Source organism: Kitasatospora sp. NPDC028961 (assembly GCF_055564815.1).
On sequence record NZ_JBVHVO010000002.1, the window covers coordinates 666,919 to 687,988 of the forward strand.

Below are 21,070 nucleotides of genomic sequence, written 5' to 3' on the forward strand. Positions count from 1 at the left end.
CCATCCCACCCCCCCGCCCCGCCAATGTATCCGGGCAACGCAAACACAACGCTCGGGGTGCGGTCGTGCGGGGGGGTTGGTGGGGGTCGTGGGAGGGGAAGTCGGCCCGGCCGACTTCCCACTCCGAGGGTGACGGGGAGGTCCCGTTCCGCACGGCCCTCGTCCGGGACCCGCGGGTCCCGGACCGGGTTCAGACGGGCTGGTGGTCCGGCTGGGGATACCCGATCTCGGCGATGTCCTGGGCCAGCTCGCCCAGCTCGACCTCGGGGTTGAGAAGGGACACGAGGTCCTGGCCCAGCGGTCGCAGCGCGAACACCCGGCTCACCGCCGCCAGGTCCACGGCGGTCTCGTAGTAGTCCTCGGCGAACCGCTGGTAGGCCTCCGGTGAAGGGTCGAGCAGGAGGGCGAACAGGCCCGTCGACCCGTCGGGATCGGCGGTGTCCCCGGGGAAGTCGATCGACCCGTGGTGCCACCGGTCGTCCTCCGGTCCCCGCCACAGGCAGGCGGTCACCACGGGCACGCCGTCCTCGTCGGTGAACGCGGGCTCCTCGACGAAGCGCCCGAAGGGCTCGGGGACGCCGTCGACCACTCCCGGCCAGGGCTCGCCGCCGTTGCCGTACGGGCTCATCGGCGATTCGTGGGCGAAGCCGCGCAGGTAGACGCCGGCCGCCGAGAACACGATGGAGTACTCGTCCCCGGACCCGTCGCGCATCGAGGCCATCTCCTCGCCGTCCGCCCAGCCGGCGTCGAAGGAGTGGTACCGGCCCTCCCAGTCCGGGCTGAGGATCGCGTCCAGCATCGCCAGCGAACGGCACAGGTCCCGAAGGTCGGCGCCGGCGGGGAGGCGGCGCGCCACGTCATGAACGGTCATGTGCTCATCGAACCCCAGGCCACCGACACCCGGCCGCGCAGGCCCTCGGCCCGCGTACCGGCAGCAGCCCCCAGGGGCCGTGGAGTGGGAAGTCGGCCGGGCCGACGTCCCACTCCACCGCGTACGGCGCGTCAGCGGTGGACGCCCCAGGAGAGGGTGTCGGTCAGGGTGGCCCGGAGCTTGGGGTCGATCACGGCCGTCGTCGGGTCGGTGGCGACGGCGGAGAGCCGGTGGCGCAGGCCCTTCGGGCCGAAGAGGGGCAGGTCGGCGAGGGTGACCGCGGTGCGGTCGCGCCAGGTGATCAGCTCGAAGCCGTCGAGGTACCAGCGCAGCCGGGTGCCGGGGGCGGGCAGCTCGACGGCGAGCCGGTCGGCGGGGGTGAGCGGGGTGGTGGTGGGGGTCGGGCTGCTGAGGGTGGTCGCGTAGCGGTAGAACCCGGCGATCATGGCCTCGCGGCCGGGGAGGTTGAACTCGCGGCCGAGCGATCGCATGATCGAGTTGTCGGTGGGCCGGTAGAGGCCGGTCGGGTAGTAGCCGCCGCCCTCGTACGCGCCGACGGTGCCGCCGTCGGGGGAGGTCCGGCCGAGCCAGCGGTACCACTTGGCGCGGGTGCGGCGCAGCTGGTCGGCGGTCAGCGTGGTGATGTTGGCCTCGGTGGGTTCGTCGCCCTCGTAGTTGCCCTGGCCCTCGTAGGAGTACTCGTCGGCGAGGAGGCCCAGGGAGTGGCCGGTCTCGTGCACGGCCACCTGCCCGGAGCGGTCGTTGCCGCCCGAGACCGTGGCGATGCCGGAGTACCCGAGCGGGGAGACCACGTCGTTGTAGCCGGCGCCGCCGTACTTGGCGCTGTTGGCGACCACGAGGACGAGGTCCGCCTTCGGCGCCTTGGCGGCGTAGCGGTCGACGGCGGCCGTGTCGACGCAGAGCAGGCGTTCGACGTCCTCGCACCAGAAGTAGGAGCCGAGGGCGGTCTGCCGCACGGTGGCCCGGTCCGGGTCGCCCGTGATGCCGGACTCGGTGGAGACGGCCTGCACGGCCCAGACGTTGAAGAGTGAGCGGTAGGTCGTGTAGGGCTCGACGCCGGTGATCTCCTGCCACTTGGTGGCGGCGTCGGCGAGGAACTTCTGCTGTTCGGCGGCCGTGTAGCCGTCACCGATCACCACCACGTCGAGCTTGCTGTCGGTGCTGCCGTTGCTGACCAGCGGGGTGACGGTGCCGTCGCCCGCCGGGGGCCCGGCCAGCGACTGCGGGGCGACGAACGGCGAGGCGGCGGGCACCCGGGCGCGGCTGATGCTGCCGTCCTCGGCGAACGCCTCGACCTGGTGGGCGCCGGTTCGCGCGCCGGTCACGGGTGCGCCGGTCGCCGGCGGGGTGGCCGGGGCGGCGGTGGCCGGGACGGCCCAGGAGCAGAGGGCTGCCAGGGCCGTGACGCCGGCCAGGGCGGTGGTGGCGAGCCTGCGGTGACGCACGGGGACCTCCGGGAGGGGCGGGGGCGGGCGGGGCGGGGGCGGTGCTGGGACACGGTGCGGCGGAACGCCGGCGGGGGTGCTTAAGTGTCGAGATAATCGGACTGAAACAGGGAGTTAATCTAAGCCACTGTCACGTCCACGACAATAGGGCGGGACGAGAACGGGCCGACACCCGACGGAAGGGGCGCACATGACCTCGGAACAGGACCCGGCCGACATCGGCCGACGCGTCCGACAACTGCGCAGGGAAAGGCACTTGACGCAGCGCATGCTCGCCGAGCCCGCCTACACCGCCGCCTACGTCTCCACCGTCGAGGCCGGCCGGGTACACCCCTCGGAGGCGGCGCTGCGCCACCTGGCCGAGCGCCTCGGCGTCACCTTCGACGAACTCGCCACCGGCCGGCCGGCCCACCTGGCCACCGAGCTGGGCATCGCCCTGGCGGACGCCCAGAGCGCCCTGGCCGACGGCGACACCGCCGAGGCGGCCCGCCGCTTCACCGCCGTCCGGGACCGCGCCGACCACTACGGCGTCGAGTCCGTCCGCCCCGCCGCCCTGCTCGGCCTCGGCGACTGCGCACTGGAGGCCGGGCGCCTCGACGACGCCAGGGAGCACTTCGAGCAGGCCGAGCGCCTCCTGGCCGACGAGCCGCTGCCGCGCCGCGCCGCCGCGATCCGCGGCCGGGCCGTCGCCCACCTGCTGGCCGGCGAACTGCGGTACGCCTGCTACCTGCTGGAGACCGCCATCGACCGGCTCAATGCCGGCGGCCTGCACGACCCCGACGCGCTGCTCCTGCTGTACTCGGCCGCCATCGGCCCCTACATGGACATGGGCGCCCACGCCCGCGCCGCCCAGGCCGCCGAACTCGCCCTCGCGCTGGCCCCCGACGCCACCGACCCCGCACTGGTCGCCGGGCTGCACCGCAGCGTGGCCCGCACCCTGATCGCCGACGGCCGGGCGGCCGAGGCCGACGCCTCCCTCGCCAAGGCGCAGGCGCTCTACCAGCGCCTGCGCCTCACCTCCGACCTGGCCAAGTGCCACTGGATGCGCGGCTACGTGCACGCCCAGGCCGGCGACCTGGCCCGCGCGGAGGACGAACTGCGCACCGCCCGCGCCATGTTGGCCTCCCGGCAGGCGGAGCTGTTCACGCACCAGGTGGACGTCGAACTCGCCGACGTCCTGCGCCGCCGCGGCCGGCACGAGCAGGCCGACGACCTGCTGCGCAGCCTCCTCGACCGGATCGGCCCGGACCGCGGCACCGTCCACGCCGCCGGGGCGCACCGGCTGCTCGGACTCATCGCCGAGGACCGGGACGACCCGGGCACCGCCGAGCGGCACTACGTCGATGCCCTCGCCCTGCTCGAACGGGCGGGCGCGGCGGGCGACCTCGCCGACCTCTGCCGCCTCCTGGGCGACCTGCTGCGCCGCACCGGCCGGGTGGAGCGCGCCCTGGACGTCTACCGGATCGGCCTCGGCCACCGCGCCGCCCCGGGCACCACGACCCTCGGCCCGGCCCCGGCCGCCCCGCCGATCCCGACGACGGCCGGTCCGGCCACGACGGGCCCGACGACGACGGGCCCGACGACGACCGGCCCGGCCACGACGGGCGGGTAGGCGGCCGAGGGGGCGGACGGGTAGGCAGACGGGCAGGCGGGCGATCCTCCGGGCGTCGGGTGCGCCCCGTCAGTCGTGGAAGTCGCTCGGGCGGACGCGGTAGACCTGGAGGTTCAGCCCGTAGTACTTACCGGTCTCGCCGACCCACTCCATGCCGAGCCGCTTCGCCATCGCGATGGCGCGGGTGTTGTTCGGCCGGGCGACGGCGAACAGTTCCTCGGCCTCCTGCGTGAACGCCCAGGCGATCAGGGCGCGGCCGGCCTCGGTGGCGTAGCCCTTGCCCCAGGCGTCGGGGGCGAGCTGCCAGTTCATCTCCAGGTCGTCCTCGAACGGCGGCAGCAGCCGGATGCCGAGACCGCCGACGACGGCCCCGTCCTCCTTGCGCTGCACGGCCCACCGGCCCCGAGGGGGCGGCAGGTTCGGCTGCGCCTCCTGCCAGGCCTGCAGCACCGACCGCATCGCCGCCACATCGGCGACGCGGTCCATCGCCGGGGTCAGCCAGTGGGCGACGTCCGGCGAGCCGTAGATCGCCAGAGCGGCCTCGGCGTCGTCCGGGGACCAGTCCCGGATGATCAGCCGGTCGGTGGTCAGCGAGATGTCCATGGGCCGGAACCTCCTCGCGCTTCCTGAAGCACATCATCCCCCCGCCCGCCGGTGTGTGCGCGAGGAGCCCGCGGCGGGGGTGCGGCGCCGGGTGAACCGCCCACCCGTGCCGTGCCGGGTGCCGGTGCCCGGACCCCCGGGCCGGTGCGGTTCGGGCGGATTCGGTGGATGCCGGGTCAGCCGGAGCGGGGCGGGGTAGACCGGGGTGGGGGACAGCCACGCGTGGGGACCGCCGAGGTCCCGAGGGGGAGCCATGGCATATCTCGTCGAGCTGCCGGTCGGTGCGGCGGACGGCCGGTCGGACATCGTGAAGGTCGAGATCGAGCAGGCCGCGGAGGGCCTGGTGCAGGTCGCCCGGCCGGGGCAGGTGGTGGCCCGTGCCACCCGGTCCCTGGGTGAGCTGCTGGCCGGGGTGCGGCCGGTGGCGCAGGACTTCGTCGACGGGTTCCGGGGCATGGTCCACGCGCCGGACGAGATCGGCATCGAGTTCGGACTGTCGTTGTCCGCCGAGGCGGACGTGATCATCTCCAGTACCTCGGCCCAGGCCAACTTCAAGGTCTCGCTGACCTGGCACCGGTCCCCGGTCGACGAACCGGGCGGGGGTGTCGAGCCGGCGGCGGAGCCCGCGTCGTGACCGGGCCGGGCCCGGGTCCCGACGGGGAGACGGGACCGGGACCGGGGACCGGGGCGAAGGCGCTGGACGCGGCGGTGCTGCGGGTGCACGACGCGCTGGCCCGACCGGTCGGTGCGGGCTTCCTGGTCACCCCCGAGCTGGCGCTCACCTGCGCGCACGTGGTCGCGGCGGCGCTCGCCGGTCAGGGCGTGGAGGCGGGTGTCGGGTCCTGGGTCTTCGTGGACCTGCCGCTGCTGCCCAGGTCACCGGTGAGGCCCGCGCCGGACGGGTCGCACAGGTCGGACGGCTCGCCCGGGTTGCCCGGGTCGCCCGGCCCGGACGGTTCCCCCGGCCCGGAGGGCCCCGACGGGCCCGCCGTGGCGGGAGCGATGGCGGTCGTCGTGCACTGGGTGCCGCGCGCCCCGGACGGCAGCGGGGACGTCGCACTGCTGCGCCTGGCCGCCCCGTTGGCCGGCGCCCGTCCGGTCCGGCCGGTGGAGACCAGGTCCGAGGACGTCTGGGGCAACCCGGTGCGGGTGTTCGGGTTCCCGGCCGGGCGGTCGGACGGGGTCTGGCACTCGGGCGTGCTGCGGGACCGGCAGGGCGGCGGGTTGATGCAGGTCGACCTCGCCGCGGGCGGCTACCGGGTCTCCGGAGGGTTCAGCGGGAGCCCGGTGTGGGACGACCGGCTCGGCGGAGTGGTCGGCATGGTGGTGGTGGCCGAGGCGGGGGACCCCGCGGCGAGCTACCTGATCCCCACCGACGGCCTGATCGCGGCCTGGCCGGAACTGCGGGCCGTCGCGCTGGCGCCGTCGCCGTTCCGCAGCCTGACCTCGTTCAGGGAGTCGGACGCGCACGTGTTCCACGGCCGGCGGGCCGAGAGCGAGGAGGTGGCCCTCCTGTCGGCCCGCGAGCGCTGGGTCACCGTGGTCGGCCCGTCCGGCTCCGGGAAGTCGTCGCTGGCCATGGCCGGGGTGGTGCCCCGTCGTCGTGCCGCCGGCGCGCTGGCGGTGATCCTGCGGCCGGACTCCGGCAGCACCCCGCTGACGGCGCTCGCCGCCGCGCTGCTGCCGCTGCTGGAGCCGGAGCTGTCGGAGACGGAGCGCCTGCTGCGGATCCCCGACCTGGCCGCCGTGCTGGCCCGGCCCCAGGGCGTCGCCGATCTCGCGCCCCGGCTCCTGGAACGGCACGGCGCCCGCCAACTGCTGCTGGTGCTCGACCAGTTCGAGGGACTTCTGGCGTTCGACCGGGTCGCCGTCGACGAACTGGCCGCAGCGCTGTTCACCGACACCCTGCCGGGCACCGTCCGGATCCTGACGACCCTGCGGGCCGACTTCCTGGAGGCGGCCCTCGCCCATCCGCGGCTCGGCCCGGTGATCAGCCGGCAGGTCTACGCACTGGGGCCGATGAGCCGCCAGCAGCTGTCCGAGGTCGTCACCGCCCCGGTCGAGGCCGTCCCGGGGGTCCGCTACGCCCCGAACCTGGCCGAGCGCCTGCTCGACGACACCGGAGCCGAGCCGGGCGCTCTGCCGCTGCTGGGCTTCACCCTGGACCTGCTCTGGCGCGACCAGAGCGCGGGCCTGCTGACTCATGAGGCGTACGAGGGGCTCGGCGGAGTGAAGGGCGCCCTGGGCGGCTACGCCGCCGGCGTCCTCCGGCGGGAGGTGCCTCCGGCGGACGAGCAGGTGGCCCGCCTCCTGTTCACCCAGCTCGTCCGGGTGCCGATGGGCGCCGTGTCGGCCACCCGGCGGACCGCGCTGCGCACCGACCTCGGCGAGGACGAGTGGCGCATCGCCCAGGCCCTCGCCGCCGACCGCCTGCTGGTCACCGGCCGCAGCGCCGAGGGCGTCGAGACGGTGGAACTCGCGCACGAGGCGTTGATCAACGCCTGGGACAAGCTCCGGGGCTGGGTCGAGGAGGACCGGGCCTTCCTCGCCTGGCGGGAGGTCCTGCGGCACGACCGGGACCGCTGGGAGCGCAGCGGGCGGCCCCGCGACCTGCTGCCGACCACGACGGCACTGGCGGGCGCCCAGCCGTGGCTGCGCGGCCGGCCCGGGTACCTGAACGAGGCCGAACGGGACTACCTGGAACGCGGGCGGGTCCACCGGCGGTCGCGCAAACGGCGGTGGCGGTGGACGGCCGCGCTGCTGTGCGTCCTGCTGGTGGCCGCCACGGCCGGGGGAGTGCTGGCCGAGCGACAGTCGGACGCCGCCGCCCGGCAGGCCGCGATCGTCCATTCCAAGGGCCTGGCAGCACGCGCGCAGACGCTCGGCAGCACCGATCCCGGGCTGGCCGCCCAGCTCGCCGTCGCCGCCTACCGCGCCTCCCCCACCCCGGAGGCCTCCGCCCAGCTGTTCGACCTGAGCGGCACCCTGCTGAACAGTGTCGTCGGCGAGGCCGGGGGCCCGGTCCTCATCCTGGCGACCGCCCTGCACGGGACGCTGGCCGCCGCGCTGAACGAGGACGGAGCGGTGCGGATCTGGGACCTCGCCGATCCGTCCGCCCCGGCCCTCCGGTCGACCGTCGACACCGGCATGGTGGGCATCGCCCTCACCCCGGACGGCTCCCACCTGGCGGGCGGCTGCGGCGGCGAGGGCCTGTGCCTGTGGAGCCTCACCGACCTCGGCAAGCCCGTGATCGCGGCCCGGCTGCCCAGGCTGTTCGACCCGTCGGACCAGCGGGTGACCGTCCCGGCCATGGCCATCAGCGCGGACGGCACTCTGCTGGCGGCGGCCGGCGGGAACGGCGACACCCTGCTCTGGTCGATCGCCGACCGCTCCGCCCCCAAGGGGCTCACCCGGCTGCGCAATCCCACCGAAGAGGGGCCGACCGCCCTCGCGGCCGTCGCCTTCGCACCGCAGGGCAACCTGCTCGCCTCCACCGTCCAGGGCGGCAGGACCCAGGTCTGGGGCCTCGCGGACCCGGCGGACCCGGCCGGCCTCTCCGCCCTGGAGACCGGGTACAAGTCGATCGCGTTCAGCCCCGACGGCACCCTGCTGGCCGCCGGCAGCCAGCGGGAGGTCGGTCTCTGGCGAGTAAAGGATCCGAGCGCTCCCGATCCGATCAGGGTCGGTATGGACGGCTCCGCGAACATCAGCGGGGTGGCCTTCGGCCGGGACAGCGACCTCCTCGCCTACGGCGGGACGGACGTCAAGGATCCCAAGGGGGACCTCTGCTTCGCCTCCCTGTCCCCGCAGGACACGGACCTGGGTTCCACGACGTCGAGTTGCACCAAGACCGCCTTCGGCGTCTACGCCATGGCCACCGGCGGGGCGGGCGGGCTGCTGACCGCCGGCGCCGACGGTGTGGTGCGCCGATGGCGTTCACCGGGGCGGCAGATCGACCAGGCCCGGCAGCCCGGCGGCCCCGACTCCTGGTCGTTCAGTCCGGACGGACACCTGATGGCCGCGCCCCAGCAGCCCCCGATGCAGATGCCGCCCCTGCAGACGCAGTCCGTCGGGATCTGGGACATCTCCGAACCCGAGGGCCCCGTCCTCGTCGCGACCCTGCCGGTCTCGGTGCGGGGCACCGCGTTCATCCGTGAGCGCGGACTGTTGACCATCGGGTGGGAGGGCGAGGTCCAGCTCTGGAACGTGAGCGATCCGCACCATCCGGTCAAGGCCGGCTCCCTGGGCACCGCCGAGTTCCCCGCTACCTCCTCGGGCACGATCCTGACGGTCGGAGTCACCTGGTCCGCCCCGGGCGCCGTCATGGCGGTGATCGGCGGCGGGGCACTCCACCTGTGGCGGGTCGGCGACGCGCTCGACGCGGAGGAGGTCGGTTCGATCCCCGCCCCCGACTCCGGGGGCTACGACGCCGGCGTCCTGGACCACGGACGCACGGCCTACCTGGCGAGCAAGAGCGGGTTCGAATGGTGGGACATCGGCGACCCGGCGAAGCCGAGGCGCGCCGGCTCCTCGACGATCAAGCCGCCGGACGCTGCGGGCGACTCCGGCGACGGGTGGAACATGGGTTCCGCGGTGTCCCGGGGCACCGCCGCCGGGGCGGTCATGGCCGTCACGAGCACCCCGGACCTCACCTGCAAGTGCTCGTCCCTGGAACTGTTCCGGTTCACCGGGGGAGGCGAACCGGCCTCACGGGTCACCCTGCCCGGGGCCTTCGGCAACGCGCTCGGCCTGAGCAGGGACAACCGGTTGCTCGCCGCGGCCGGGAACAGCGGCAGTACGGTCACCCTCTGGGACATCACCGATCCGCAGCACCCCCGACCCCGGACCTCCGTCCAGACACTGCAGGACGTCGAGGGCATCGAGTTCGCCGAGAACGGCGAGCTCATGACCGTCTGGAACAGCACGGCCCTCGAACTCTGGGACGTCCGCGACCCCACCGCTCCCGTCCTGACGGCTCCCGTCGCCAACCCGAGCGGCGGATCGATCCGCGCGGTCGCGCTGGTGGCGGCCGGCCCGACACTCCTGGTCGCCTCCAACCAGCGCGTCTCGCTGCTCGACACCGACCCCGCCAAACTCGCCGCCCGGCTCTGCTCCTACAGCACGGGCGCCATCAGCCGCTCGCAGTGGGAGAAGTACGTGCCCGAAGTCGCCTACCGGGACCCGTGCTCCAGTCGCTAGCCGACGGGGCCTACGTCGGTGGCTGCTATTCGGCGGGGATGCCGCGGAGGAGGAAGGGGAGGTGGGCGCCGCGGGTGAGGGCGTCGAGGGCTTGGGTGACGCGGTGGTGCTGGTCGGGGTCCATGGTGTCGGCGAGGTGGTCGGGGTGGATGAAGTGGAGGCCGGTGATGTGGTGCGGGGGTCGGTGGTGGGTGGTGGTGGCTTGTTGGGCGCGGGTGAGGCGGCCGCCCCAGTAGACGAAGTCGATGGCTTCGGGGAGGAGTCGGGCGTCGGTGTAGTCGGTGGCGAGGATGCTGCGCAGGGGGAGGACGAGGCCGGTTTCGGTCTCGGTGTGACGGCGGGCGGCGAGGTGGGGGAGTTCGTTGCGTTCGGCGCTGCCGCCGGGGAGGGTGAGGCCGTTCTGGTGGGTGGTGGCGACGAGGAGGACGGCGCCGTCGGGGTCGAGGGCGAGGGTCTGGTGTCCGAGGCGTCGGCGGGGCGGGTGGGTGAGGATCTCGGGCAGGGGGTAGAGCATGGTGCGCTCCTGGGGTGGAGGGGGGTGGAGTCGCCAGGTGTAGGCGGTGGGGAGTGCGGCGACGACGCCGGTGGTGAGGATGAGGCCGAAGACGAGGAGTCGGGGTGTGAGCGGCCCGTCGCGGATGGGCCGGCAGGCGAGGGCGCCGGCTCCGGCGCTGAGCGCGGGGATGGTGAGGGTGGCCGCGAGGAGCCTGGATGCCGGGCTCACGCCGCGCTGTTCGCGCGGGGCGGGCTCGGGTGCTGGACGGGGATGTGGCGGGGCTGGTCGAGCCGCTGGAGGTCCTCGGGCCGGGTGGTCCACTCGCAGCCGCCGGCTTCGGGCCGGAGGTAGGCGGCGCCGCCGAGGGTGTCCATGTAGACGCCTTCGGCGGGCTGCCCGTTGGGGGAGCGGTGGGCCCGGTCGCGGACGACTTCGCCGATCTGGGGCTGGTAGGCGGGCGTGCGGGGGCGGCTGGGCATGCGGGCTCCACTGGTTGCTGTGAGTCCCCGAATTGTTGCGGGGTGTAGCCATGGTGGCCCGAGTGGCTCTACGATTGCCAGGGTCTAACCTTGACTGTTCCGTCTGGTTACGGGGGGCAACGCCCATGCAGAGCAATGAGATTGACGCAGCGGCATCGCCACTCGCACGCTTCGGCGCAGAACTCCGCAGGTCGAGGCGGGCCATGCGGTGGTCCCAGACCGAGCTGGGGCTGCGGATGGGCTACTCGAATGCGATGGTCTCGTACGTCGAACGAGCGAAGAAGTCCGTAACTTCTAACTTTGCGGTTAGAGCTGACGAGGTATTCGAGACCGGAGGTACCTTCTACGAACTCTGGTGCCGATACTCCAAGGCAAGCCTGCTGGAGGGCTTCCCCGAGTTCGCCGACGCGGAGGCGCGGTGCCGCCGTCTGCGGGAGTTTGCCCTCACGATCGTCACCGGACTGTTTCAAGTGGCCGAGTACGCCGAGGCGCTGGCCTTCGCGGCCGTACAGCGAGGGGCGATCACCCAGTCTGCGGCGGAACAGCGGGTCGAGTTCCTTGCCACTCGTCAGCGAGTACTCGATCGGAAGACGCCGCCGAGGATCCATGCCGTGCTGGACGAGAGCTGTCTGGCGCGACTGATCGGTGGCCCGACCGTCATGGTCAAACAGCTCGACCACCTCGCAGAACTGGCAGCCCGTCCGAACGTCACCATCCAGCTGGCGCCGTTCGATCTAGGGGAGCACCTGCCGTTCAAGATGCCGGTGACCCTGCTGGATCTCCCGGATGGTTCGGTCGTGGGCTATGCCGAGTCACATGCGCGTGGTCATCTCGAACGAACCCGTGAAACGGTCTCGACATGGGAGAGAGAGTACGATCAGCTGGTGGTGGAAGCGCTGCCCAAGGCGGCATCCCTGGCACTGATCCACAAGGCTCGGAAGGAGCTAGCCCCATGAACCCCGACCTCTCCGGCGCATCCTGGGCCAAGTCGTCGTACTCCGACAATGGCGGTCAGTGTCTGGAGGTCTCGGCGGACTTCCCGGGCACCGTTCCCGTGCGTGACTCCAAGGACCCCGAGGGCCCCGCGCTCGTCTTCCCCGCCGATGCCTGGCAGTCGTTCATCGCCGGTGTTCGGACAGGTGAGTTCGGCGCCGTCTGAGCTGGCCTGCGTGTGAGGGCCCCGACCGGCATGCCGGTCGGGGCCCTTGCCGTGGGGTGTCTGTAGCTCGTCGGCGGTGGGTATGTTGAGCGTGTGCGACGGACCGAAGGGACCTGAGGAACATGCCTGTTGATCTCACCGGCGCCAGGTGGCACAGGAGCACGTACAGCACCAATGGGGGCGAGTGCCTGGAGGCTGCCGCGGGCGTTCCCGACCTGATCCCCGTGCGTGACTCCAAGGATCCCGAGGGCCCGTCGTTGGTCTTCCCTGCTGATTCCTGGCGGTCCTTCGTTTCCGCTGTCCGCGCCGGTGACTTCGGCGCGGTCTGACTCAAGGAGTTGGCCCCATGATCCCTGCCTTGTCCGGTGCCTCCTGGGTGAAGTCGTCCTACTCCGGGAACGGCGGCAACTGCCTGGAGGTCTCCACGAGCGTCCCCGGCGCCGTCCCCGTCCGGGACTCCAAGGACCCCGACGGCCCCGCGCTCGTCTTCGCCGCCGATGCCTGGCAGTCGTTCGTCGCCGGTGTCCGGTCCGGGGAGTTCGGCAGCGTCTGAGCGCGGCCGCATCCCGGTCGGGGTGAAACCCCAGGTTCTTGGGGTACCGGGGGCCTTGGCGGCGTCCAAGACTGTGGCTATGGACACCATCGAGCAGACCCGAACCACCGACAACCGGGAGATCGTGCGTGCCTTCATCGACGCACTGTTCACCCAGGGCGACCTCGCGGCCGTCGACGAGTACCTCGCCGAGGACTTCCTCAACCACGACCCGCCGGTCGGCACCGACACCAGCCGTGAGGGCATGCGCGCGGCCGCCGTGCTGTTCCGCGGTGCGTTCCCCGACTGGCACGCCATGCCCGACTTCCTCGTCGCCGAGGGTGACATGGTCGTGGAGCACTTCAGCGCCAGTGGCACCCAGCGCGGCGAGATCTTCGGCGCGCCGCCCACCGGCCGTACCGTCACTCTGCGGGGGATCAACATCTTCCGGCTCCGGGAGGGCCGCATCGTCGAGCGCTGGGGCCGGCTCGACGAGCTGGGGCTGCTGCGCCAGCTCGGGCTCGTCCCGGGCCCGGGGTAGTCGGGCGGCGTACGCTGATGTACGTGGTGGCAGGCGCGGTCGTGGAACGCCGACTCGCCGACATCGAGCGACGGTGCCGCAGCGGGCTGGACACCGCCGCGCTGGGCTCGGAGATCGTCGGCCGTCTGCGCCGGGTGGTGCCGGCGGAGGCGGCCTTCTCCGCGACCGTCGATCCGGTGACGCTGCTGTTCACCTCGGCGACCGCCGAGGACCCGCTCGGCCCCGCGACGGCGCTGTTCCTCGACAACGAGTTCGGGCAGGCGGACGTCAACAAGTTCGCGGGCCTCGCCGGGGCGGCGGATCCGGTCGGGTCGCTGGACCGGGCCACCGAGGGCAGCCGGACGGACAGCGCCCGCTACCGGGAGATCATGGCCCCGCTGGGGCTCGGCGACGAACTGCGCGCCGCGCTGGTCACCGGGCACCGCTGCTGGGGAGTGCTCTGCCTGCACCGGGAGGCCTCCTCCCCGGGCTTCACCGATGAGGAGATCGCTCTGGTCCGACGCGTCGCTCCGGTTCTGGCGGCCGGTCTGCGCACGGCGGTCACCGCGCTACCGGCTCCGAACGCCACCGCCGGCCCGGACGGGGTGGGCCTCATCCTGCTCGACTCCGCGCTCAGGACGGTGTCCATGAGCCCCGAGGCCGAGCAGTGGCTGACCGACTTCCCCGACGGCGACCGGCAGGACGCGGGCCTGCTCCCGGTCAGCGTGCTCGCGGCCGCCGCCGGACCGGTGCCCTCGACCGTCCGCGTCCGAGGGCGCTCCGGCCGGTGGCTCGCCCTGCACACCAGTCGCCTGGGCGCGCAGATCGGCGTGGTGGTGGAACCGGCCCGACCGGCGGAACTCGGCGCGGTTCTCCTCAGCGCCCACGGACTCACCGACGCCCAGACCCGGGTCGCCGCCCTGGTCATCCGGGGGCGGTCCACCCGCGAGCTGGTCGACGAACTGCACATCTCCGCCAACACCGTGCAGGAGCACCTGACCGCCGTCTTCGACAAGTTCGGTGTGCGCAGTCGCCGCGAGCTGGTGGCCGTGGTGCTGGCGGACCTGTCCGGGTTCGCCTAACGGCCGGTCCTCGTGGCGGCTGACGGCTTCGTCGGGGCCGAACTGCGGTGAACCGCCTCAAGGAGTCGGCGCAGTGCCGGGGGAGGCGGGCCGCTGCGGACCGCGAGCGACGTGGTGACGGTGAGGCCCGCGAGTGGGCGGTAGGCGATCCGGGGGACCGGGGGCAGGCCGGACACCCGGTAGAGGACCGTCCACGAGGGCGCGTCGTCGGCGATCTCGGTGAGCGTCTCGCGCAGCGTGGTGAACGGCGGCCCGGTGACCGGTGTGCCGAGGTCGGCCGCCTGCCAGGCGGCGGTGATCAGGTCGTGGAAGGGCGGGTTCCGCGCGCGCGGGGCCAGGCGCAGCGGCAGGTCGCGCAGGTCGGCCGGACGGAGCGGATCGAGCGCGGCCGCCGGGTGGTCGGCCGGCAGGGCGGCGTACAGCGGGTCGCTCCAGAGCGGGAGCAGCTCCAGCCCGGGGACGGCGGCCGGGCCGCGTACGAAGGCGGCGTCCAGCGTGCCCGAGCGGACTTGGGCGAGCCGTTCCGGCGGGGCGGCCCGGGTGAGCCGGACGCGGAGCTGCGGCGCGAGGTCCGACAGCGCCGACAGGACGTCGTAGAGCCGGTCGCCGGGCCCGTGGACGGCGCCGAGCCGGAGTACGCCCTCGGCCCCGGCGGCGATCTCGGCCGCCACCCGGCGGGTGCGGTCGGCCGCCGCGAGGACGGCGCGGGCCTCCGGCAGCAGGCGCTCACCGGCGGCGGTCGGCCGGACGCGCCGGGTCGAACGGTCGAAGAGGATCACCCCCAGCTCGCGCTCCAGCCGCATGACCTGCTGGCTGACGGCCGACTGCACGATGCCCAGCCGATCGGCGGCGCGCCCGAACCCGCCCTCGTCGGCCACCGCCACCGCGTAGGCCAGTTGCCGGAGTTCCATGCTCCCCGTCCGTCGTCGTCTTCCGCCGCGTCCCCGACCGATCGCGATCACTGATCGGTGTCATCGCCAACTGCTCCTGGTTCGCCCGCTATTCCCGCGTTCGAATGGATCCGATCAGTCGCTTACCCACGAAGGACGTACCGATGCCGACCCCGTACCCCACCACCCCCGAAGCGATCCGCGAGCCGCTGCTCGTCCGGGCGGCCGACGCCGAGCGCGTCGCCCTGGCCGCGGGCAGCGCCTTCCACCTGCTGGCCGACGGCGGCGGCAGTGGTGCCGACGCGCCGGGCGGCGGAGCGTTCGGCGTCAACCGCCTCGTCCTGGCGGAGGGGGCGGACGGCGCCCGGCCGCACTACCACGCGCGGTCCTCCGAGCTGTTCTACGTGCTCGGCGGCGTCGCGGAGTTCCTGCTGGGTGACCGGTCCAGGGTCGCCGCCGTGGGCGACCTCGTCGTCGTCCCGCCCGGGCTGCCGCACGCGTTCGGCGCGGCGCCCGGCCGGACGGCCGCCCTGCTCGTGGTGATGTCACCCGCGGTGGAGCGCTTCGGGTACTTCCGCCACCTCGGCCGGGTCGCCGCCGGGCTGGACACCTTCGACCGGCTCCTCCCCGAACAGGACCGCTACGACGTGCACTTCACGGATCCCGTGCCCTGGCAGCAGGCCCGGTCCCGCGCCTGAACCGGACACCTGGGCCGGCGTGTGGTCTCGGCGGTGTGGTCCCGGCCGCTGTCAGTGCGGCGTGAGAGGCTCGCCGCATGGCGATCACGGTCGAAGAGGTGCGCACCCTGGCCCGGTCCCTGCCGCGTACCGAGGAGGCGCTGGTCAGGGACCGGGTCAAGTTCCGGGTCCGGGGGATCGTCTACCTGGCGTTCTCGTGGGACGAGACGGTCATGGGCTTCGCCTTCCCCAAGGAGGAGCGGGCGGCCCTGGTCGCGGCCGAGCCGCAGAAGTTCCTGATGCCGGAGCCGGCGGACGAGCGGTTCAACTGGGTGCAGGTCCGCACGGACGCCGTCGACGCGACCGAGATGCGTGAACTGGTCGTCGAGGCCTGGCGGATGGTCGTCCCGAAGAAGGTCGCGGCCGAGTACCTGGGGGCGAGCGGCGCGTCGTAGCGCTCAGGCCCGTGCCGCGGGCCGGTGGGTCCAGAGCCAGTGGCCGGAGGCACCCGTGGCCGGCAGGCCGGGCCCGCCCTGCCCGTTGTCCAGGGGATCACCGCCCTGCATCATGAAGCCCTCGATGACGCGATGGAAGACCGTGCCGTCGTACAGCCGCGCGTTGCTCGGCCGGCCGGTGTTCGGGTCGACCCACTGCCGTTCGCCCTGGGCGAGCTCGACGAAGTCCTTGCTGTCGTCGGGGCGTGGTTCGGCAGCAGCCGGACCACGATGTCGCCCTTGTTGGTCGTCAGCGTCGCATACAGCTCTTCCGCCATGACGAAACTTCGATACCTGATCGCAGTTGCAGGTCCACAGTGCGGCAATGCGCGGGGCGCGGCCCGGCCACGCACCGGTGCGTGTGGCGCTCCCGTGGCAACGAGTTCGTCGAGGTCGGCGATCCCGGCGGGCCGGTCCAGGGCACCCGGCCGCGGACCGTCCCGCCCCGACTGCCACCGCGTGTCGTGCCGGCCCCCGGTCGCGCCCGCCCGTGTGCCGGCCGCTCCTCCGTACGTGGCCTGCGGCGTGGGCCGGGTCAGGGAAGGAGCCGGGCGTGGTGGACGGCGTGGGAGCCGGGGCCGGGGGCGAGTGGGCCCGGCACCGGGGGGCCGGTGACGCTCTTGGTGTCATCGTCGTCGTCCGTGAACGTCGACGTGATCGAGCCCGCGGCCGAGGAGAGCACGCCGATCACGAGGAACGCCACCAGCAGGCCGCGCCCGCCGCTGCTCAGCACCAGGGGGTGGGTCCCCGACACCGGCCCGCTCGGCGCGGTGGTCGGCTCGTCGCCGAACAGCCGCTTCGGATAGGCGGAGGTGAGCATCAGCAGATACGCCAGGTACCGCATCCGGTAGCGCAGGATCGCCGCGGTGGCCTCGAACAGGGCCTGCGGCATCCGGCCCAGGATCAGGACCACCAGCCAGCTGATGAAGGCGACCGTCCACCAGCCGCTGTACAGCACGGCCTGGATGATCATCGCGGGGATGGCCAGGATGATCCGGAAGAACACCGCGAGCCGGTTGAGCTCACCGGGCCGCAGTTCGACCTGTACCGGGTAGCCCGGGGTCCGGAACGCGAAGGGCGGGTAGCGGTCGTGGGTGAGCAGCAGGTACGCGTTCACCCGGGTCTCGTAGGGGACGTACCCCGACAGGTAGTCGGCGGCGAAGCCCGGCAGCCGGCCGAGGAACAGCGCACCGAACCAGCCGATCACGGTGACGAAGAACGCCCCCACCGACAGCGCCCAGACCACGATGAACTGCGGGATCAGCAACAGGATCCGCACCAGCACGGTGAGCCGGTTCTGCGGGCCCGGCGGGGACATGTCCAGCACCGGCAGCCACTCGCTGTCCGAGGGAGCGGGCGCGGGGGGAGCCTGCCACATCCGGGCCTCCAGGTCTCGACACCAGGCACGGCGGTACACCGCCGTGTGCTCCGAAGATCGCAGCCGCCCGGCGCCTCCGCGCGCTGCGCTGGGCCGCCCGGGCGACCGCCGCGCGGCGCGGAACGCTGTCGCCCGGGCCGGCTCGCGCCCTCGGGTGCCCTGCTGGGCGCGGCTGATTCGTACACTTCCGATGGTTTGGATGATCGAAATCGCGCCTTGAATGGTCTCGTGTCGATCAGGGTCGATCAGTTTCTGGCATCGAGCCTCTCGCCCCGATGTCGGGAGGAATGATCGCAAGGGCGGTCGGCCGTGCCGCTGCTGTGTCATGTCTCGGCCATGCAGTGCTCATGTGTGGGGGTGCCCGGTTGCCAGCCATCGACGACCACGACGACCGCTTCTACGGCCTTGACGGGCAGGACGGCCGTCACCGGCGTGCCGACCGCTTCGACTTCGACGACCACGCGGACCGTCACCATGCGGACCGTGTGCACGCGGACCGCGACCGCGAGGACCGTGAGGACGACGACGGTGCCGAGCACGACGCCCTCGCGGACTTCGACGAGTTCCTCCGGATCTCCGCCGGCCTCACCGGCTTCGACGAGGGGGAACTGCGCGCCACCGGCATGGCCCACGAGCACCACCGCACCCTGCTGGCCCGCCGGGTCCGCGACGAACACGCCCTCGTCCACCTCTGGTACGTCGGTGCCTGGCCCGGCGAACAGCCCTCCTCGCCCCGCGCCTACGACCGGGGCCTGATGTGGCGCACCTTCCAGGGCGTCGCGCCCGGCACCGCCGCGCCCGGACACGGCAGCTGGGCCGAGGCGCCGCAGTACGGCGGCGGCCGATGAGCGCGCGCTGGGACGCCGTCGTGGTCGGCGCGGGCTTCGCCGGCTCGCTGGTCGCCGAGCGGCTCGGAGCGCAGGGCTGGCGCGTCCTCGTCCTGGAGGCCGGGCACCCCGCGCGTCCCGCCGCCGCCACCGCGACGGCCTACCGCGCGGCCGGCGGCGGGGCGCCCACCTCCCCGTACCCGCTCAGCGAGGACGCGCCGTCCCCCGACGTGGGCGACCTCGCCGGGCGGCCGGACGGCGGCTTCGACGCGACCGGCTACCTGGTCCAGCACGGACCCCTGCCGTACGCCAGCGGCTACCTGCGGGTCAACGGCGGCACCGGGCTGCTCTGGACCGGACTCGCCCCGCGCATGCACCCCGAGGACTTCCGCACCGGCGACCTCGGTCACGGCCGCAACTGGCCGATCGGCTACCACGACCTCGAACCGTACTACCGCCTGGCCGAGCGGGAGCTGGGCGTGGCCGCCGACGCCGACCAGCAGCGCGAGGCCGTCGGCCTGCCCATCCCGGACGGCTACGCCTTCCCGACCCGCGCCATCCCCGCCAGCTACCTCGACCGGCGGCTGGCCCGCGCGCTGGACGGCCGGACCGTCCGCGACCCCGCCGCCCCCGAGGCGGCGAGCCTCGCCGTCGTCCCCACCCCGCACGCCCGCCAAGGCCTGCCGAACCGTCGTGCCGGGGACGCGCCGCACGAACCGGGCACGCCCTGCGCGGGCAGCGCCAGCTGCGTCCCGATCTGCCCGAGCGGCGCCAAGTACACGCCGCTGCGCACCCAGGCCCGCTGGGCACCGACCGTCGAACTGCGGACCGATGCCGTGGCCGCCCGCGTGCTCGCCGACGGCACCGGCCGGATCACCGGCGTCGACTACCTCTCCGGGGGAGTCACCCACCGGGTCGAGGCCGACCTGGTCGTCCTCGCCGCCCACGCGATCGAGAACGCCCGGCTGCTGCTCCTCTCCGGCCTGGCGAACCGCAGCGACCAGGTCGGCCGGAACCTGATGGACCACCCGGCCCTGCTCACCTGGGGGCTCATGCCGGACGCCGTCGGCCCCTACCGCGGCCCGGGGTCGACCAGCGGGCTGGAGGCGTTCCGCTTCGGGGGCGGCCGCACCCGCCGCGCGCCGTTCCGGGTCGAGATCGGCAACTGGGGCTGGTCCTGGGCCGCCGGCCCGCCGCAGGTCGAGGTGGCCGAACTGCTGGCCGCCGGAGTGCGCGGGAAGGAGCTGAGGGAGCGGCTGGGCGACCGGCTCGGCCGGCAGTTCGCGCTCCAGTTCGAGCTGGAGCAGCCCGCCGACCCGGCCAACCGCGTCACCCTCAACCCGGACCGCCGGGACCGGCTGGGGCTGCCGCGCCCCGCCCTGCACTACGACCTCTCGCCGTACGTGCGGCGCGGCATGGCCTCGGCCCGCGCCGTCTCCGACCAGCTGTTCGCGCTGCTCGGCGCCGAGGACCACACCCGCTACGAGGCCGGGCCGCGCTGGCCCGGCCGGCTCGAACACGAGGGCCGCCCGTACGCCTACCGGGGGGCGGGCCACGCCGGCGGCACGCACCTCATGGGCGACTCGCCGACCGACTCCGTCGTCGACCAGTGGCAGCGCTGCTGGGACCACCCCAACCTCTACGCCGTCGGCTGCGGATCGATGCCCTCGCTCGGCACCTCCAACCCCTCGCTCACCATGGCCGCGCTCGCGCTGCGCAGCGCCGACCGGATCCACCGCGACCTGCTGGCGCTGCACGGACCGGTGACGATCGCCGAACCAGCTGCGCCGGCGGCGCCTGCGGTGCCTGCCGCACCTGCCGCGCCGGTCGACCTGCCCGTGCCCGCCCGACGACCGACGGAGTCCCGATGACCGCACTCCCGCTCCCGCCCGTCCCCGAGCCCTACCACCTGCCGTTCCACTACGGCGCGCTGCACAACATCGGGGTGGACTACCTGGTCGCCCCGGGCCCGTGCCGCGACCTGCTCGCCAAGCGCCACCCCGGCCTGGCCGTCGCCCTCTTCGACGGCATGGCCTGCGTCTCGCTGAACTACCAGCTCTACTTCGCGCAGTACCCGGGCGGCGGCGGGATCACCCAGGAGGTGGAGATCAACGTCATCGCCCACCCCGCGTTCGCCGAGGACCGCCTCCCCGAGCTGAACTACGGCCAGTACGCCCGCGGTTACGACCAGACCAAGCTGCTCGGGATCGCCCGGATGCACGTCCTCTGCGACAACCCGCTCGCCATCGACGCGGGCCGCAGGCTCTACGCCGAGCCGAAGCGGCCGGGCTGGTTCGAGGCGGAGCTGCCCTCGCTCAACGCCGCGTCCGTGCGCGAGCGCTGGTCGGTCTCCTGCCGCCGCGCCGCGCTCGGTCCGGACGGGCTGAGCCGCGAGGACGGCGAACTGTTCGCCGTCGAGGCCGACCTGGTGGGCCTCACGCCCGAGGCGGTCAACAGCACGCCGATCACCGGCTACGGCACCGACGAGGAGGGCCGGCTGCTGGCCGGGCCGCTCGACGTCCATGACACCTACCGGTTCTACGCACTGGACGACCGCACCGCGGAGCGGGTCCGGCTCACCCTCGGCGAGCGGCCCTCGGCCGACGACGCGGTCGCCGACCTCGACCGCCTGATCGGGACGGCGCCCGCCGCCGGCGTCTGGACCTACCAGTCCCCGCCGGTCGCCGCCCACAACCGGCCCTACTACGTCCGCTGAGCCGCGCCCACGGCCCGCACCTCGCCCCGGAGGCCGGGCGGACGCAACCTGACCGGCCGACTCCCCGCC

21 protein-coding genes and 1 pseudogene are annotated in these 21,070 nt (G+C 73.7%); 14 read left to right on the plus strand and 8 right to left on the minus strand.

What is annotated here, in order from left to right; translation table 11 throughout:
- Positions 1 to 190 precede the first annotated feature (190 nt).
- Positions 191 to 871: a hypothetical protein gene (locus ACZ4UX_RS07080; protein ID WP_465705906.1), complete on the minus strand. Its 681-nt coding sequence runs from the start codon at positions 869 to 871 to the stop codon at positions 191 to 193.
- A gap of 131 nt (positions 872 to 1,002) precedes the next feature.
- On the minus strand, positions 1,003 to 2,337 hold the full coding sequence (locus ACZ4UX_RS07085) for a M64 family metallopeptidase (protein ID WP_465705907.1): 1,335 nt from the start codon (positions 2,335 to 2,337) through the stop codon (positions 1,003 to 1,005).
- A 190-nt stretch (positions 2,338 to 2,527) separates the two neighbouring features.
- Between ACZ4UX_RS07085 and ACZ4UX_RS07090 the strand changes: the two genes are divergently transcribed.
- Entirely contained in the window at positions 2,528 to 3,949 is a 1,422-nt protein-coding gene (locus tag ACZ4UX_RS07090) for a tetratricopeptide repeat protein (RefSeq protein WP_465705908.1), read from the plus strand.
- Between the two features lie 69 nt (positions 3,950 to 4,018).
- On the opposite strand, the gene ACZ4UX_RS07095 is transcribed toward ACZ4UX_RS07090, so the two are convergent.
- Positions 4,019 to 4,552, minus strand: coding sequence for a GNAT family N-acetyltransferase (locus tag ACZ4UX_RS07095; RefSeq protein WP_352298526.1), 534 nt, complete (start codon positions 4,550 to 4,552; stop codon positions 4,019 to 4,021).
- A gap of 253 nt (positions 4,553 to 4,805) precedes the next feature.
- On the opposite strand from ACZ4UX_RS07095, the gene ACZ4UX_RS07100 reads away from it, so the two are divergent.
- Together ACZ4UX_RS07100 and ACZ4UX_RS07105 are read left to right on the plus strand one after the other, a co-directional pair.
- A complete protein-coding gene (locus ACZ4UX_RS07100) occupies positions 4,806 to 5,186 on the plus strand; it encodes a CU044_2847 family protein (protein WP_380382846.1) in 381 nt (126 codons plus the stop codon).
- Positions 5,183 to 9,751 (plus strand): nSTAND1 domain-containing NTPase, encoded by a 4,569-nt coding sequence (locus tag ACZ4UX_RS07105; RefSeq protein ID WP_465705909.1) that lies wholly within the window; start codon positions 5,183 to 5,185, stop codon positions 9,749 to 9,751. Before ACZ4UX_RS07100 ends, ACZ4UX_RS07105 begins: the two co-directional genes overlap by 4 nt.
- A 25-nt stretch (positions 9,752 to 9,776) precedes the next feature.
- Here the strand turns inward: ACZ4UX_RS07105 and ACZ4UX_RS07110 are convergent, their stop codons facing one another.
- Both ACZ4UX_RS07110 and ACZ4UX_RS07115 read right to left on the minus strand, forming a co-directional pair.
- Positions 9,777 to 10,475, minus strand: coding sequence for an NUDIX domain-containing protein (locus ACZ4UX_RS07110; protein ID WP_465705910.1), 699 nt, complete (start codon positions 10,473 to 10,475; stop codon positions 9,777 to 9,779).
- On the minus strand, positions 10,472 to 10,726 hold the full coding sequence (locus tag ACZ4UX_RS07115) for a hypothetical protein (RefSeq protein ID WP_465705911.1): 255 nt from the start codon (positions 10,724 to 10,726) through the stop codon (positions 10,472 to 10,474). The genes ACZ4UX_RS07110 and ACZ4UX_RS07115 overlap by 4 nt, the downstream gene beginning before the upstream one ends.
- Before the next feature lie 125 nt (positions 10,727 to 10,851).
- On the opposite strand from ACZ4UX_RS07115, the gene ACZ4UX_RS07120 reads away from it, so the two are divergent.
- The 6 genes from ACZ4UX_RS07120 (at position 10,852) to ACZ4UX_RS07145 (ending at position 14,019) form a co-directional block, all read left to right on the plus strand.
- Complete coding sequence (locus tag ACZ4UX_RS07120; protein ID WP_465705912.1) at positions 10,852 to 11,682, plus strand: helix-turn-helix domain-containing protein; 831 nt, start codon at positions 10,852 to 10,854, stop codon at positions 11,680 to 11,682.
- On the plus strand, positions 11,679 to 11,885 hold the full coding sequence (locus tag ACZ4UX_RS07125) for a DUF397 domain-containing protein (protein ID WP_465705913.1): 207 nt from the start codon (positions 11,679 to 11,681) through the stop codon (positions 11,883 to 11,885). The genes ACZ4UX_RS07120 and ACZ4UX_RS07125 overlap by 4 nt, the downstream gene beginning before the upstream one ends.
- A gap of 122 nt (positions 11,886 to 12,007) precedes the next feature.
- Positions 12,008 to 12,214, plus strand: coding sequence for a DUF397 domain-containing protein (locus ACZ4UX_RS07130; protein WP_465705914.1), 207 nt, complete (start codon positions 12,008 to 12,010; stop codon positions 12,212 to 12,214).
- Positions 12,215 to 12,231: 17 nt separating this feature from the next.
- Positions 12,232 to 12,438, plus strand: coding sequence for a DUF397 domain-containing protein (locus ACZ4UX_RS07135; protein WP_465705915.1), 207 nt, complete (start codon positions 12,232 to 12,234; stop codon positions 12,436 to 12,438).
- Between the two features lie 79 nt (positions 12,439 to 12,517).
- Positions 12,518 to 12,958: an ester cyclase gene (locus tag ACZ4UX_RS07140; protein WP_329485833.1), complete on the plus strand. Its 441-nt coding sequence runs from the start codon at positions 12,518 to 12,520 to the stop codon at positions 12,956 to 12,958.
- A gap of 23 nt (positions 12,959 to 12,981) precedes the next feature.
- Positions 12,982 to 14,019 carry a helix-turn-helix transcriptional regulator gene (locus ACZ4UX_RS07145; RefSeq protein WP_465705916.1) on the plus strand — a complete coding sequence of 346 codons (1,038 nt, stop codon included), beginning with the start codon at positions 12,982 to 12,984 and terminating at the stop codon, positions 14,017 to 14,019.
- On the opposite strand, the gene ACZ4UX_RS07150 is transcribed toward ACZ4UX_RS07145, so the two are convergent.
- A complete protein-coding gene (locus ACZ4UX_RS07150; RefSeq protein WP_352296796.1) occupies positions 14,016 to 14,930 on the minus strand; it encodes a LysR family transcriptional regulator in 915 nt (304 codons plus the stop codon). The genes ACZ4UX_RS07145 and ACZ4UX_RS07150 overlap by 4 nt on opposite strands.
- 143 nt (positions 14,931 to 15,073) lie before the next feature.
- Between ACZ4UX_RS07150 and ACZ4UX_RS07155 the strand changes: the two genes are divergently transcribed.
- The gene (locus ACZ4UX_RS07155) at positions 15,074 to 15,607 is read left to right on the plus strand and encodes a cupin domain-containing protein (protein WP_465705917.1); all 534 of its coding nucleotides are present in this window, start codon (positions 15,074 to 15,076) and stop codon (positions 15,605 to 15,607) included.
- A gap of 77 nt (positions 15,608 to 15,684) precedes the next feature.
- Positions 15,685 to 16,041, plus strand: a complete 357-nt coding sequence (locus ACZ4UX_RS07160) for an MmcQ/YjbR family DNA-binding protein (protein ID WP_465705918.1) — start codon at positions 15,685 to 15,687, stop codon at positions 16,039 to 16,041.
- A gap of 66 nt (positions 16,042 to 16,107) precedes the next feature.
- Here the strand turns inward: ACZ4UX_RS07160 and ACZ4UX_RS07165 are convergent.
- Both ACZ4UX_RS07165 and ACZ4UX_RS07170 read right to left on the minus strand, forming a co-directional pair.
- A pseudogene (locus ACZ4UX_RS07165) lies at positions 16,108 to 16,358 on the minus strand (peptidylprolyl isomerase); the annotation flags it as partial.
- Positions 16,359 to 16,615: 257 nt separating this feature from the next.
- Positions 16,616 to 17,458 carry a DUF4389 domain-containing protein gene (locus ACZ4UX_RS07170; protein ID WP_465705919.1) on the minus strand — a complete coding sequence of 281 codons (843 nt, stop codon included), beginning with the start codon at positions 17,456 to 17,458 and terminating at the stop codon, positions 16,616 to 16,618.
- Between the two features lie 365 nt (positions 17,459 to 17,823).
- Here ACZ4UX_RS07170 and ACZ4UX_RS07175 point away from each other — a divergent pair, with 365 nt between their 5' ends.
- The 3 genes from ACZ4UX_RS07175 to ACZ4UX_RS07185 are packed head-to-tail and all read left to right on the plus strand — an operon-like array spanning position 17,824 to position 21,001.
- Entirely contained in the window at positions 17,824 to 18,306 is a 483-nt protein-coding gene (locus ACZ4UX_RS07175; protein WP_465705920.1) for a hypothetical protein, read from the plus strand.
- Positions 18,303 to 20,156, plus strand: a complete 1,854-nt coding sequence (locus tag ACZ4UX_RS07180; protein ID WP_465705921.1) for a GMC family oxidoreductase — start codon at positions 18,303 to 18,305, stop codon at positions 20,154 to 20,156. The genes ACZ4UX_RS07175 and ACZ4UX_RS07180 overlap by 4 nt, the downstream gene beginning before the upstream one ends.
- Positions 20,153 to 21,001, plus strand: coding sequence for a hypothetical protein (locus ACZ4UX_RS07185; RefSeq protein WP_465705922.1), 849 nt, complete (start codon positions 20,153 to 20,155; stop codon positions 20,999 to 21,001). The genes ACZ4UX_RS07180 and ACZ4UX_RS07185 overlap by 4 nt, the downstream gene beginning before the upstream one ends.
- Positions 21,002 to 21,070 lie beyond the last annotated feature (69 nt).